Source organism: Spongiibacter taiwanensis (genome assembly GCF_023702635.1).
GTDB lineage: Bacteria > Pseudomonadota > Gammaproteobacteria > Pseudomonadales > Spongiibacteraceae > Spongiibacter > Spongiibacter taiwanensis.
The window spans coordinates 2,296,645-2,310,130 of the sequence record NZ_CP098455.1; the positions used below are offsets into that span (position 1 = coordinate 2,296,645).

Genomic DNA, 13,486 nt, shown 5'->3' on the forward strand with positions numbered 1-13,486 from the left:
AATATCAAAATATTAACCATCACGTAAAACTTATTGGCCCTAAAGGGTTTCTGCCAAGCCAGCTATAATGATTTTCGGTTTTTAGTGACGGCGCAATAAGGGAAAACATGAGTGTAAATTCAATTAAAGCCTTGCTCGCCGGTGGTGCGCCGGGGAGTGTGGTGACAGTACAAGGCTGGGTGCGCAGCCGCCGGGATTCCAAGGGCGGGTTCTCCTTTCTCGCCCTGAACGACGGCTCGTGCCTGGCCGCAATTCAGGCGGTGATTCCCGGTGAGCTGGAAAATTACGCCACCGATGTGCTGCAGCTGACGGCGGGCTGCGCCGTCCGGGTGACCGGGGAGCTGGTGGAATCCCTGGGCAAAGGACAGGCGGTCGAAATTCAGGCCAGTGCGGTGGCGGTGCTTGGCTGGGTGGATGACCCCGACAGCTACCCGATCGCCAAAAAGCGCCACAGCTTTGAATATCTGCGGACCGTTGCCCACCTGCGGCCGCGCACCAATACCTTTGGTGCGATCACGCGGGTGCGCACCGTATTGGCCAACGCGGTGCATCGCTATTTCTTTGAGCGGGATTTTCAGTGGATCAATACCCCAGTGATCACTGCCAGTGATTGCGAAGGGGCTGGCGAAATGTTTCGGGTATCGACCCTTGATCTGCTCAACCTGCCGCGTACTCCCCCGGGGGCAGTGGATTTTAATGAGGATTTCTTTGGTAAAGAGGCGTTTTTAACGGTGTCCGGCCAGCTCAACGCCGAGGCCTATGCGCTGGCCATGTCCAAGGTGTATACCTTTGGCCCCACCTTCCGGGCCGAAAACTCCAATACCAGTCGTCACTTGGCAGAATTCTGGATGGTCGAGCCCGAGGTCGCCTTTGCCGATTTGAATGATGACGCGGCGCTGGCTGAGGATTTTCTTCGTTATTTGCTCAAGCAGGTACTGGAGCAGTGCGAAGAAGACCTGGCCTTTTTCAATGAGTTTATCGACAAGACGGTGCTTGAGCGGCTGCAAAAAGTGGCTGAGACCGGATTTGCGCGGATGGACTACAGCGATGCGGTCGCCATATTGCAAAAGGCCGATCGCAAGTTTGAGTTTCCGGTGACCTGGGGGACGGACTTGCAGTCTGAGCATGAGCGCTTTCTCTGCGAGCAGTATATCGGCGGGCCGCTGGTGGTGATGAACTATCCCAAGGACATCAAGGCCTTTTATATGCGCCTGAATGATGACGAAAAAACCGTGGCGGCCATGGATGTGCTGGCGCCGGGGATTGGCGAGATTATCGGTGGTAGCCAGCGCGAGGAGCGTTTGTCGGTGCTGGATCAGCGCATGGCCGAGCAGGGTCTGGCGGGGCTGGATTGGTACCGCGACCTGCGCCGTTACGGCACCGTGCCCCACGCCGGCTTCGGGCTCGGGTTTGAGCGCTTGCTCAATTACATCACCGGGATGGACAACATTCGCGATGTCATCCCCTTTCCTCGAGTGCCTCGCCACGCCGACTTTTGATTTGTTGCCGTCGCCGGGTGCTATTGCCAGCCCGGCGCAAGCCTCCTTGCTCAGCCTGCGGCGCTCGTGGGCTCGCTCTCTTCGCTTGCCGCCTCGGGCACCAGGGCAAACATCAGCCGCCCGGCAAAGGGGTCGAGTTCAGTTACCTTCACCTGCACGCGCTTGTCGAGCTGGTACTGTTGTTTGTCGTTGAACAGGCGCAGGGTGTTGGCGTCGAAGCTGAGTTTTTCCGGGATGGATCGCGCCTCCACAAAGCCGCTGATGCCGGTGTCGTCCAGTTCGACGGTAAAGCCGCCGCCGTTAAGGTGGGCGATATGACCTGTGTAAACCTGCTCCGGGTCCTGCTTGGCCAGATATTGATATTGCAGCCAGCGCTCCATGTAGCGACTCGCTTGGCGAGCATTGCGCAGGGCTTCCTGAATGGCTTCCAGCTCGGCTTCGCTCGGCAGGGCGGGTTTGCTGCCGGCGAGCTTGGCGCGAATGCAGCGCTGGGCAACCAGATCGCCGTACTTGCGCAGTGGTGAGGTAAAGGTGCTGTAGCGGTCCAGGCCCAGGCCGAAATGGGCCTTGGGGCTCAGGCTCAACTCCCCCGGCTGAAGCATGCGGGCAAAAATACTTTGCAAAGGCAGCTCATCGTCGCTGGCGGCGGCCGCCTTGATTAGCGCCACGTAGCCCTCAAGCTGGCTGATATCGAGGTCTTTCAGGTCTGGCAGGGCTTCGGCCATCACTGTGCGCACGTTCTCCAGCCGGTCTTCGCGCAGGCCGGCGTGGGCATTAAAGATCGCTGGCGCATCCCCCAACCATTGGGCAGCGCTGCGGTTGGCGGCCAGCATGCATTCTTCCACCAGGCGGTGAGCATCGTTGCGCAAGACTTTGCGAATGGACGCGATGCGGCCGTCATCATCCAGCTCGTAGTAGAAGTCCGGTTGCTCGGGCATGATCAGGGCAACCTGGGCGCGATGCTGTTTGAGTGCAGATGCCACATCGCTCAGTGCTGCGAGCTCGGGGTGGTCAAGCGTCTCGCTGCCATCGAAGTGGGCCTGAACGGCGGTGTAGCTTAATTTGGCATGGGAGCGGATCAGCGCTTCGCAGAAGTCGATACGGGTAATGTCGCCATCGGGGCTAACTTGCATTTCACAGACCAGGGCGGCGCGATCCTGCTCGGGGAGCAGTGAGCAGCGGTCCTTGGTGATGAACTCTGGCAGCATGGGCTGGGCTTTTCCCGGCAGATAGACGCTGGTGGCGCGTTGCCGGGCGGCTTTATCAAGGGGTGTCCCTGCGGCGATGTAGGCGCCGGGGTCGGCCACGGCAACCCGCAATAGCCAGCCCTGCTCGTTGGCTTCGGCCCACAGTGCGTCGTCGATGTCCCGGGTCTCGGCGGAGTCGATGGTGACAAAGGGGACGTCCCGCAAGTCGCGGCGCTGCGGCGCCCGGCTGTCCTCGCCCAGTTCCTGCTTGGCGGGCCACTCTCGAGGCAGGTTGAATTTGAACAGGGTGTAAAGGGCCTCGATGCCGGAATCGCTCGGTGAGCCAATGCGGTCGAGGATATTCACCTGAGACTTGCCGTCACGGAAGGGGTGGCGGCTGACCTGGCAGTGCAGCAGGTCACCCTCTTTGGCTTTTTTCCGTTGAGAGGGCGGAATGAACAGTAACTTATTGAAGCGGGGCAGGTCGGGCTCCACAAAATGGCCCTGGCCGCGGATCACATAGCGTCCGGTGAACGTGTTCAGCGGGCTTTTGATCAGTCGCTCGAGCTCGGCTTTGAACTTGCCTTTGTCGTCGGTGTGAACGGTAATTTTGACGCGGTCGCCAGGAAAAACCCGCTGCATATCCTCAGGGGCCAGAAAAACGTCCCGACCGTCGTCGAGTTTGACAAAGCCAAAGCGCCGTTGACTGCCTTTGACCTCCCCTTCGCCCTGGTCCTTGGAATCGATGATGTCGGTTTTTAGCTGGCGAAGCTGTGCCAGGGCATTGGGGTCGAGCATGGCGGGGTGTTACCTGTTGTACCGAAAAAAGAGGGGCTATAGGGTAGCCGAATTATGGTCTCCCGTCTTCCACCGCAGCCGCCTTTGGTCGACCAATGGCGCCCTTTTGGAGTGCAATTGCCCCAGCCTAATGCAAAAGCGTGATAAGGGGGGAATTCCTGCAAAGTTTGGTTGACATTCCCGGCGTCAAATTCCAATAATCGAATCAAATCTCGTTTTTTGGATTGGTCGATTGCCCTCGCTGCCTAGCCGCCTTCTGGCATACAGCAAGACACCCAACACCGGTTGTGCGCCGCGGCGACTGCCACGGCCTTCTACCGCTCTCCGCCTCCCGAATCAATTGCTGCTTCGCTCCCGTTTTCTCCGGCTGTGTTTGGCCGGATGCTCCCGAATAACAAATCGTCGTATCGCGGCCTTTCAGCCCTGTCTGCAGAGAGAGACTTATGGAAAAAATCTTTGTTCTTGATACCAACGTGTTGCTGCATGACCCCATGGCGCTGAGCGCCTTCAAAGAACATCGGGTAGTGGTACCGATGACCGTGTTGGAGGAGTTGGATCACATCAAGGACAGGCGGGATAAGGACGTTAGCCGGGAGGCCAGGATTGCAATAAATGCCATCGACAAAATTCTCGCCAATGCCAACCCCCGGCAAATTCAGGAGGGTGTGGAAATCCCCAGCAGTCGAGAGGGCGAGCAACTTGGCTTGTTAGCGGTGTTTCCCGATCAGCTGATCAATCACGACACCGGGGCGGCCTACCTCGATGGCAGTCAGCAACAGGCCAACGATAACCGCATTATCAATGTCGCGTTGCATCTTCAGGTTAAGAACCCCCAAGCCTATGTATGTCTGGTCACCAAGGACATCAATATGCGCCTTAAGGCGAAGGGTTCGGGGCTGGAAAACGTTGAGGATTACCGAAAAGACCGGGTGTTGGATGATATCCAGTACATGGCTAAAGGCTATGAGCATGTCGAGGGGCGGTTTTGGGACAGGGTTGATGCGGTGGAAACACTGCGGGAAGGTAGTCAGACCATTCACGTGCTTAGCCGGGAGCTTTTGCCCAAAGTGCATGTGAACCAGTTTATTTACGATGATGCAGGCTTTGTCGGCTTGGTGAGATCGGTAGATGAGCAAAAGGTCGAGATGCTGGACCTGTGTCGGGAGCAATTGATGAACCAGCACATGTGGGGTCTAAAGCCGCGCAACATGGAGCAGGCGATGGCCTTCTTTATGATTTCCAGACCGAACATTGATATGACGGTGCTCACTGGGCCGGCGGGGTCGGGTAAGACCCTGATAGCCCTGGCGTATGGTCTGCATGCCATTCTGGAAGAGAAACGCTATGACAAATTGATTGTGGCCCGATCAACGCCACCCATTGCGGAAGACATCGGTTTTTTGCCGGGCACGGAAGAGGAAAAAATGGCGCCTTGGCTGGCGGCCTTTGATGATAATCTGGAGGTGCTGCACGGCAGTGATGAGTCGCCTTTCAGTAGTATCGAGTACGTAAAAGATAAGGCTAACATTCAATTTAAGTCGCTAAACTTTATGCGTGGCCGGTCCTTCAATAATGCGTATATTGTGATTGATGAATCCCAGGGCCTGACCCAATTTCAGCTCAAGTCGATCATCACCCGAGTGGGGTCGAATTCGAAGATTGTGGTATTGGGCAACCTGGCTCAGATCGACAATAAGTATATCTCACCACTCACATCAGGCCTGACGTATCTGGTTGAAAAAAGTAAACATTTTGCCCATGCAGGCATCATGCACGTCAATGGCATTGAGCGGTCCCGGCTGGCTGCATTCGCCGAGGAAAACCTGTAGCAAACGGATCGGCCGTAGGCCGCAATGTCGACAGCTTTGTCAATAGGGTGATTTCCGGCTGGGGTAGGGGTAAGGCGCTTGCTACATTAGCAGCATCTTAGCCTTTGCCCTGAGTATGCTGTGCCCATGATCATGAACAAAGACAAGCGATCAAAGCAGTCCGCCATTCCCGCTGATATCGATGCCCTGCTCACCGAAAGGCAGCGGGCCGGCTTGCGGCGCGTACAGAATTTTGGCTGGTCGTTGAAGTTTGTTCGGGGCGCGCAATCGGCTTCACCCGTGGTCGTGGTGGAAAATGCCTCCGGCCAGCGTATCGGTGTGTTGTCGCACTCGGGTGATCTGCAATTTGACCCGGATATTGCGCTGCGGGCCTAGTGAACTACTAGCTGAAGAACTTCACCACTTGCTCATCGGGGTCGCGACTGCCGCCAGCCTGGTTGAGTTGCTCAAGATAGTCCTGCCACAGTGCTTGCTGGTTCCGACACAGATCGAACAGGTAGTTCCAGGAATAGATCCCGCTGTCGTGCCCGTCGCTGAAAATCAGTTGCAGGGCGTAATTGCCCACGGGCACCAGGTCTTTGATTTCAACATGCAGTTTGCCGGTTTGCAGTTTTTCCTGGCCCTTGCCGTGGCCGCGCACCTCCGCCGATGGCGAATACACCCGCAAAAACTCCGCACTGAGGCGAAAACTACCCTGCCCGGGAAAGCTTAATTCCAGCTCGTTGGTTTTGCGGTGCAGGGTGATGTCAGTTGGGGTCATCAATGTATGCTCTCGAAGCTAGGGCCTGTTAACACTAATTGAATTGCACCAGCTGGAGGTCATTTTTGCCTCCAGCTAGGCGGAGGGAGCGCAGTTTGGTCATTCCAAATAAGCGACCTCCAACAATGCTGGGGGCAAAAATGGCCCCAGCCCTCCGGGTTGTGGCTAAAAAACCACCACTCTTCGTTGTTCGTCGTTCATTTGGAACCACCAAACCTCTCTCCTCACGCCTTGATTGGCGAATTTTTAGCCACAACAGGCGTAATCCAATTAGTGTTAACAGGCCCTAGTTAGCCCGTGGGAGGTTTGCAGGGCTTGCCCCGCGCCGCCTCCATCCCGAGTGAGAGGGTCTGGCTGGGAGGGCGAATCTTTACCGGGCGCATCTCCGTACCAAAAGCACTCGCTGCGCTCGTGGGGCAGACCCTTTCCCATCCGGCGTCCTCCGTTCCGCGTCTCCCGCTATAGTATAAACCGGCTCAAGTCTTCGTTTTGCGCCAGTTCACCCAATTGCTGCTCCACGTAGCTGGCGTCCACGGTCAGGGTTTGATTGCCGTCGCCCGCATCGTAGGAGATGTCCTCAAGCAGTCGCTCCATCACCGTGTGCAGGCGGCGGGCGCCGATATTTTCGGTGCGCTCGTTCACTTCCCAGGCGGTTTCGGCAATCCGCCGAATGCCATCCTCGGCAAACGACACTTGCACACCTTCGGTGCCCAGTAGTGCTTGGTATTGCTCGGTGAGAGACGCCCGGGGCTCAGTCAGAATGCGCTGGAAGTCCTCGGGTGTGAGAGCGCCCAGCTCTACCCGAATGGGCAGGCGACCCTGCAGCTCGGGGATAAGATCCGAAGGCTTGGACAAATGGAAGGCGCCGGAGGCGATAAACAAAATATGGTCGGTTTTGATCATGCCGTGCTTGGTGCTGACGGTGCAGCCTTCGATCAGCGGCAGTAGGTCGCGTTGTACTCCTTCCCGGGAGACGTCGGCGCCGCCGGTGTCCTGGCGTTTGGCGACCTTGTCGATTTCGTCGATAAACACAATGCCGTTTTGTTCAGCGGCACTCACTGCCTGGGCCTTGAGTTCTTCTTCGTTGATCAGCTTGGCCGCTTCCTCATCCTGAATTTGCTTGTAGGCGGCCTTGATGGTCATGCGGCGGCTTTTCTTGCGCTCGCCCCCGAGCTTGGAGAACATGCCCTGAAGCTGGTTGGTCATCTCCTCCATGCCGGGCGGTGCCATGATCTCCACGCCTACCGGAGCCTGATTCAGCTCCACATCAATCTCTTTGTCGTCCAGTTCGCCCTGGCGCAACTTCTTGCGGAAAATCTGCCGGGTGTTGGCGCCCTGGTCAGTATCGGCTTCGCCACCTCTTGCCGGCGGCAGTAGCGCATCGAGAATCCGCTCCTCCGTGGCATCCTGAGCCCGGTGGGCGACCTGCTCCATGGCCTGCTCCCGGTGCAGCTTGATCGACACGTCCACCAGGTCGCGAACAATCGACTCCACGTCCCGGCCAACATAGCCAACCTCAGTGAATTTCGTCGCCTCCACCTTGATAAAAGGGGCTTTGGCAAGCTTGGCCAGGCGCCGGGCAATCTCGGTTTTGCCGACCCCGGTGGGGCCAATCATCAGGATATTCTTCGGGGTAATCTCACTGCGCAGGCTGTCATCGAGTTGCATCCGCCGCCAGCGGTTGCGCAGGGCGATGGCGACCGCGCGTTTGGCATCCTGTTGGCCGACGATGTGTTTATCCAGTTCGTGAACGATTTCACGGGGTGTCATATTTGACATGCTGACTCCGGGCTCAGCGCAGGGCGCTAGTATTCCAATGATTCAATGGTGCGGTTGTGATTGGTGTAAATGCAGATATCGCCGGCGATGTTCAGGCCTTTCTCGACAATATCCAGGGCGCTGAGGTCGGTGTTGTCCATCAGTGCTCTGGCGGCGGCGGTGGCAAAACTGCCGCCACTGCCAATGGCAATCATGTTGTCTTCGGGTTCAATGACATCGCCGTTGCCGCTGATCACCAGGGTGGTTTCCTTGTCGGCCACAATCAGCAGGGCTTCCAGTTGGCGCAGGGAGCGTTCACTGCGCCAGGCTTTGGCCAGCTCCACCGCCGCCCGGGTCAGTTTGCCCTGGTGTTTGGCCAGTTCCTTTTCAAACAGCTCGAAGAGGGTAAAGGCATCGGCGGTGCCGCCGGCGAAACCGGCCAGGACGGTGCCGTTGTGCAGGCGCCGAACCTTGCGGGCATTGCCCTTCATCACCGTGTTGCCCATCGTGACCTGGCCGTCGCCGCCGACCACAACCTGGCCCTGACGACGTACCGAAAGAATAGTGGTGCCGCGAAACTGTTCCACGCGGGACTCCTTTTTAACTCTGAGGTGGGACTGCCGGGGCAGTGTGTCGATCAGGAAGATGGAGGCGGGTTGCCCGGATTTCAAGGCGGGTAATGGAAATTGCGCCGATGGGGTTCTGCCTTACTGAGACAAATGCGGCAGAGCTAGCACAAGGCTAGGGCACAAACCTTATGTGAAGCGGGGTTACGGTTCTGTGGCTGCTGACCGGCGCGAGCCGGTATTTTTCAGGGCGTTTTCTGCCTCACCACCAGGGTATCGATGCTCTCGCCAATCAGCTTTGCCCGGGCATCAGACAGGGTGTTGTGGGAGGTGAATGGGCCCACGTAAACCCGGTGCCAGCGGTCGCCGTTGGCCTCCACGGACTCCACTTTGGCATCCAGGCCCAGCAACAGAATCTGCGCCCGGCGGCGGTCGGCATCGGCGCCATTGCGGAAGGAGCCAGCCTGGAGAATGTACTTCTCACCGGTAGGGATGGCGGGCTCGGGTTGAGTCGTCTTGGGTTTGGTTTCGGGCTCGGTCACCGGCTTGGTGCTGGCAACGGCTTTGGCGGCGCTGGTTTCATCCGGCACGATCACTTCGCGCTCGGGCAGCAGGGTGAAGAAATCAAACTTGGTGCCGGTGGTGGTGGGTTTTTCTTCCGGCTTCTTTTTCTCAGCTGCGGCTTGCTGGGGCGCTGCGGCGGGGGCATCGCCGCCCTTATTGCTCAACTGGAAAACCAATACCGAACAGATCACACCGGCAATAAAGCCGGTGCCCAGCAGTACCGACGCCGGTACGCCTTGTTTTTGCGGTGCCCGGGTGGCGCCGCGGCTGGTACGTTTCCCTGTTGCCATGCTTTACATTTCCTCTGGTGCGGTCACGCCCAGCAAGTGCAATCCGTTGCGCAGTACCTGTTGTACTGCCACCGACAGCGCGAGGCGGGCGTCCCGCAGTTGACTGTCTTCACCCAGCATTTTGTGGGCGTTGTAGTAGGTGTGGAAATCACCCGCCAGCTCACGCAAGTAGTGGGCCAGCGTGTGCGGCTCGAACTGCTCGGCTGACCCGCTTAGGACTTCGGGGTAGCGGCTGAGTTTCACCAGCAGCGCCTTTTCGGCGTCCTCGGTGAGCAGCGGCAGCTGCGCCAGGCCGCTCTCGCGGGTCCAGGCCTCGCCGGACTCGGCCAGCTTGCGCAGAATGCTGGCCACCCGGGCGTGGGCGTACTGAATGTAGTAAACCGGGTTGTCCTTGCTTTCGGATTTGGCCAATTCCAGGTCAAAGTCAGTGGCCTGGTCTGCCTTGCGCATAATGTAGAAGAAGCGCGCCGCATCGTTGCCCACATCGTCACGCAATTCGCGCAGTGTAACAAAGGAGCCAGAGCGGGTGGACATCTGAACCTGCTGATCGCCCCGGAACAGTGACACAAATTGAACCAGTCGCACCACGAGCCGCTCGGGGTCAATATTCAGCGCCTGCAGGGCCGCCTTTACCCGGGCGATGTAGCCGTGATGGTCGGCGCCCCAGATATTGATGACGGTGTCGAAGCCGCGCTGAAATTTGTTCAGGTGGTAGGCAATGTCTGAGGCGAAGTAGGTGCACTGGCCGTTCTCCCGCTTTACCACCCGGTCCTTGTCGTCACCAAACTGGGTAGACAGAAACCACAATGCGCCGTCGCGCTCCTCGATGTAGCCGTTGGCCTGAAGTTGGGCAATGGCCTGCTCGACCTGATCGGGGGATTGGGTGAGGCTGCGCTCGGAGAACCACTCCTGGTAGCTGACGCCGAATTCCGCCAGATCCTGGCGAATATCGCCGAGGATGGCGTTGAGACCTTTCTCGAAGACGATTTGATAATCGTCGCCCAGCAGTTGCTTGGCTTGATTGATCAGCCCGTCGATATGCTTTTCTTTGTCGCCTTCCGGTGCATCAGCGCAGACGCCGGCGAACACCTCGGCGGCGCTGCGACGCAGTTTGTCGCCCTCGGCGGCCAGCACTTCGCGGCCGTAGTCGGCAATGTAGTTGCCCTGGTAGCCATTGCTGGGGAAGGTGATCTGCTCACCGCAGGCTTGCAGGTAGCGCAGCCAGACGCTGGTGCCGAGAATATCCATCTGCCGGCCAGCGTCGTTGACATAATACTCCCGCCAGACGTCGTACCCAGCGGCCTCGAGCATATCCGCTACGCAGGCGCCGTAAGCCGCGCCGCGACCGTGACCAACATGCAGCGGGCCGGTGGGGTTGGCGGACACAAACTCGACCTGCACTTTTTTGCCGTTGGCGCTTTGGCGGCCAAAGTTGTCACCCTGGGCAAAGATGTCGTGGACCACCCGGTAGGCGCTGGCCTCATTCATGAAGAAGTTGATAAAGCCGGGGCCGGCGATTTCCACCTTCACCACCGTATCGTCAGCGGGCAATGCGTCGATAATTTGTTGGGCGATGGCGCGAGGGTTGCTGCGCAGGGGCTTGGCAAGGGTCATGGCCACGTTGCTGGCGAAATCGCCGTGGGCCTTGTCTCGAGTGCGCTCGACCTGGATGTTCAGCGGCAAATCCGCTGGCCAGTCTTGGGAAGTGCGCAGGTTCTGCACGGCCTGGTTGATAAGGTCGGCGACGGTGTCTTTCATGGCTTGCTTGATGCTCTCTTGGATGGGCCGCCTCTGCGTAACGATGCGGCCGTTGCTGTGCCTGCCGTTTGTGTAAAACGGGGCCGCGTATTATGGCGGGTTAGCTCAAAAAATGCACCCAAGGGTGGTGGGGAGTGTGGCGCTGCATTGTTGGGTGCATCTTGCTGGCGTAGCGCTGTGGGTGTTGGGTGGCTTGGGTCGGACGCCTGGTCGGAGACATTTAACGGGAGCCAGGCGGCCGACGCTCTGCGGGCGCAAAAGCTTGATAAAGCCTGGCTCGCCTAAACGCTTACCTGCTTCCTGCGCTACAGCCGTGCCTTAAACGTCGCCTTCGCGATCTCATACTGGGTTATCCAGTCGGCGATCAATTCGGCGGTGGGGCGAATTTCTTTGACGACGCCCACGCCCTGACCGCAGCCCCAGATATCTTTCCAGGTATTGAAGCTCTGGCTCTTCTCGCTGATATCAATGGCTTTATCTTCGTCCCGCTTCAAGTTCTTCGGGTCCAGTCCCGCCCGGGTAATGGACCCAACTAGAAAATTGGCCGGCACGCCGCTGAAGGCATCGGAGGTGATAATGTCCTTGGCTTCGCTGGCTACTACCATGGCTTTGTATTCGGGCACGGCATTGGCTTCCGGGGTCGCCAGAAAGGGGGAGCCGATGTAGGCCAGATCGGCGCTGGTGGCCAGCGCGGCCAGTATGTTCTGTCCTGTGGCTATGCAGCCGGACAGCGCAAGCGGGCCGTCCCACCACTCCCGAATCTCGGAAACTAAGGCGAAAGGGGAGACGTTGCCGGTGTGGCCACCGGCGCCGGCGGCCACGGCAATTAATCCGTCGACCCCACCCTCAACCGATTTTTTCGCCTGGCGATTGGAAATAATGTCGTTGAAGACCATGCCGCCGTAGCTATGCACCACCTCGCAGATTTGTGGCGCTACGTAGAGGCTGACAATCACGATGGGGACTTTGTGTTTGGCGATGATCTCCAAATCGCCCATCAAGCGGTCATTGCTGGGGTGGGAAATCTGGTTGATGGCAAAGGGCGCTGCGGGCTTATCCGGGTTCTCGGCATCGTACTTAGCCAGTTCATCCTTTATGTAGGTAATCCATTCGTCCAGCTGGCTTTGGGGTCGAGCGTTCAGTGCGGGGATAGAGCCAATCATCCCGGCCTTGCATTGCTCCACCACTAACTGGGGTGTTGAGGCGATAAACATTGGCGCCGCCATCGCGGGCAGGCGCAGGTTTTTGGTGATAAATTCGGGCAGTGACATGGTTTTTCCTCCGCCTTAGATTGAACGACTGATCAGGTCTTTCATGATTTCTGAAGTGCCGCCGTAAATGCGCATCACCCGAGCGTCCCGCCACAGACGAGCGATTTCATATTCTTCGATGTACCCGTAGCCACCAAACATTTGCAGGCAGTCATCCACCACCTTGCAGCGCAGCTCGCTGTGCCAGAGCTTGGCGGCTGCCGCTTCATCGGTGGTGAGGCGCTTTTCGACCAGCGCTTCAATACAGGCGTCCAGGTGAGCCCAGCCGACCTGCAATTGCGCTTTCAGGTTCGCCAGCACGAACTTGGTGTTTTGAAAGTCGAACACCGCTTTGCCAAACGCGCGACGCTCTTTCACATAACCCACCGCAATATCGTAGGCATGCTGGGCGGCGGCCTGGCAGGAAATGGCGATGGACAAGCGCTCCTGGGGTAGCTCCTTCATCATGTAAATAAAGCCGTCGCCCTGTTTGCCGAGCATGTTTTCGGCGGGAATAAACAGGTCTTCAAAGAACAGCTCGGCGGTATCAGAAGAGCGGTTGCCCACCTTGTCCAGCTTGCGGCCTTTGATAAAGCCCTTTTGGTCGCAGCCGGTGACAAACAGGGAGATCGCCTTGGCACCGCTGTCGTCACCCACCCGGGCGGCAATTACAGCCACGTCGGCATTGATGCCGTTGGTGATAAAGGTCTTGGAACCGTTTAGCACGAAGCCGCCTTCTACCGGAGTGGCCTTGGTGCGCACTTCTTTCAAATCGCTACCGGTGCTGGGTTCGCTCATACAGATGGCGCCGATGGCTCCGCCGGTGGCCATTTTCGGCAGCCATTCCTGCTTCACCTTTTCGCTGCCGTAGTTGTTGATGTAATGGGCGACGATGTCGTTGTGCACACCAAAGGCGGGACCGGTGGTGCCTGCCATGGCGGTTTCTTCCAGAATGATGGCGTTAAAACGGAAGTCCAGGCCCATGCCGCCGTACTGCTCCGGGATATCCGGCAGCAACATGCCATTCTCGCCGCAAGCCTGCCAGAATGCCCGGCTGACAATGCCCTCCTGTTCCCATTGCTCAACGTAGGGCACCAGCTCCTTGGCGTACATCTTCTTAACGCTCTCGCGAAACTGCTGGTGTTCTTCGGTGTAAATGGCGCGGTTTAGCATGTCTTGTCCTCGGCTAGATCGGGTCTGGGCAGTAAGCGTGGGCCTGTCCGTGTC

The 13,486-nt window shown here is 58.1% G+C and carries 11 protein-coding genes; 3 read left to right on the forward strand and 8 right to left on the reverse strand.

Annotation, left to right across the window (positions count from 1 at the left end; genetic code table 11):
* Positions 1 to 107: 107 nt before the first annotated feature.
* On the forward strand, positions 108 to 1,499 hold the full coding sequence (gene asnS / locus NCG89_RS10655) for an asparagine--tRNA ligase (protein ID WP_251086516.1): 1,392 nt from the start codon (positions 108 to 110) through the stop codon (positions 1,497 to 1,499).
* 50 nt (positions 1,500 to 1,549) lie between these two features.
* Here asnS and NCG89_RS10660 read toward each other — a convergent pair whose 3' ends face one another.
* Positions 1,550 to 3,484 (reverse strand): VacB/RNase II family 3'-5' exoribonuclease, encoded by a 1,935-nt coding sequence (locus tag NCG89_RS10660; protein ID WP_251086517.1) that lies wholly within the window; start codon positions 3,482 to 3,484, stop codon positions 1,550 to 1,552.
* A gap of 443 nt (positions 3,485 to 3,927) precedes the next feature.
* Here NCG89_RS10660 and NCG89_RS10665 point away from each other — a divergent pair, with 443 nt between their 5' ends.
* Both NCG89_RS10665 and NCG89_RS10670 read left to right on the forward strand, forming a co-directional pair.
* Entirely contained in the window at positions 3,928 to 5,313 is a 1,386-nt protein-coding gene (locus tag NCG89_RS10665; protein ID WP_251086518.1) for a PhoH family protein, read from the forward strand.
* A gap of 126 nt (positions 5,314 to 5,439) precedes the next feature.
* A complete protein-coding gene (locus NCG89_RS10670) occupies positions 5,440 to 5,688 on the forward strand; it encodes a hypothetical protein (protein ID WP_251086519.1) in 249 nt (82 codons plus the stop codon).
* A gap of 7 nt (positions 5,689 to 5,695) precedes the next feature.
* Here NCG89_RS10670 and NCG89_RS10675 read toward each other — a convergent pair whose 3' ends face one another.
* From NCG89_RS10675 to NCG89_RS10705, 7 genes are all read right to left on the reverse strand, one after another.
* Positions 5,696 to 6,073 carry a gamma-butyrobetaine hydroxylase family protein gene (locus NCG89_RS10675; protein WP_251086520.1) on the reverse strand — a complete coding sequence of 126 codons (378 nt, stop codon included), beginning with the start codon at positions 6,071 to 6,073 and terminating at the stop codon, positions 5,696 to 5,698.
* Positions 6,074 to 6,532: 459 nt separating this feature from the next.
* Positions 6,533 to 7,852 (reverse strand): ATP-dependent protease ATPase subunit HslU, encoded by a 1,320-nt coding sequence (gene hslU / locus NCG89_RS10680; RefSeq protein ID WP_251086521.1) that lies wholly within the window; start codon positions 7,850 to 7,852, stop codon positions 6,533 to 6,535.
* A gap of 26 nt (positions 7,853 to 7,878) precedes the next feature.
* On the reverse strand, positions 7,879 to 8,418 hold the full coding sequence (gene hslV, locus NCG89_RS10685; RefSeq protein WP_251086522.1) for an ATP-dependent protease subunit HslV: 540 nt from the start codon (positions 8,416 to 8,418) through the stop codon (positions 7,879 to 7,881).
* Positions 8,419 to 8,642: 224 nt separating this feature from the next.
* On the reverse strand, positions 8,643 to 9,251 hold the full coding sequence (locus NCG89_RS10690) for an SPOR domain-containing protein (protein ID WP_251086523.1): 609 nt from the start codon (positions 9,249 to 9,251) through the stop codon (positions 8,643 to 8,645).
* A gap of 3 nt (positions 9,252 to 9,254) precedes the next feature.
* Positions 9,255 to 11,009, reverse strand: a complete 1,755-nt coding sequence (argS, locus tag NCG89_RS10695; RefSeq protein ID WP_251086524.1) for an arginine--tRNA ligase — start codon at positions 11,007 to 11,009, stop codon at positions 9,255 to 9,257.
* Positions 11,010 to 11,314: 305 nt separating this feature from the next.
* On the reverse strand, positions 11,315 to 12,280 hold the full coding sequence (locus NCG89_RS10700; RefSeq protein ID WP_251086525.1) for an NAD(P)H-dependent flavin oxidoreductase: 966 nt from the start codon (positions 12,278 to 12,280) through the stop codon (positions 11,315 to 11,317).
* 15 nt (positions 12,281 to 12,295) lie between these two features.
* The gene (locus NCG89_RS10705; RefSeq protein ID WP_251086526.1) at positions 12,296 to 13,432 is read right to left on the reverse strand and encodes an acyl-CoA dehydrogenase family protein; all 1,137 of its coding nucleotides are present in this window, start codon (positions 13,430 to 13,432) and stop codon (positions 12,296 to 12,298) included.
* Positions 13,433 to 13,486: the final 54 nt, after the last annotated feature.

Bases quoted from the DNA above. Each gene is read 5' to 3' on its own strand.
- asnS (WP_251086516.1), top strand. From the start codon at position 108: ATGAGTGTAAATTCAATTAAAGCCTTGCTCGCCGGTGGTGCGCCGGGG.
- NCG89_RS10660 (WP_251086517.1), bottom strand. From the start codon at position 3,484: ATGCTCGACCCCAATGCCCTGGCACAGCTTCGCCAGCTAAAAACCGAC.
- NCG89_RS10665 (WP_251086518.1), top strand. From the start codon at position 3,928: ATGGAAAAAATCTTTGTTCTTGATACCAACGTGTTGCTGCATGACCCC.
- NCG89_RS10670 (WP_251086519.1), top strand. From the start codon at position 5,440: ATGATCATGAACAAAGACAAGCGATCAAAGCAGTCCGCCATTCCCGCT.
- NCG89_RS10675 (WP_251086520.1), bottom strand. From the start codon at position 6,073: ATGACCCCAACTGACATCACCCTGCACCGCAAAACCAACGAGCTGGAA.
- hslU (WP_251086521.1), bottom strand. From the start codon at position 7,852: ATGTCAAATATGACACCCCGTGAAATCGTTCACGAACTGGATAAACAC.
- NCG89_RS10690 (WP_251086523.1), bottom strand. From the start codon at position 9,251: ATGGCAACAGGGAAACGTACCAGCCGCGGCGCCACCCGGGCACCGCAA.
- argS (WP_251086524.1), bottom strand. From the start codon at position 11,009: ATGAAAGACACCGTCGCCGACCTTATCAACCAGGCCGTGCAGAACCTG.
- NCG89_RS10700 (WP_251086525.1), bottom strand. From the start codon at position 12,280: ATGTCACTGCCCGAATTTATCACCAAAAACCTGCGCCTGCCCGCGATG.
- NCG89_RS10705 (WP_251086526.1), bottom strand. From the start codon at position 13,432: ATGCTAAACCGCGCCATTTACACCGAAGAACACCAGCAGTTTCGCGAG.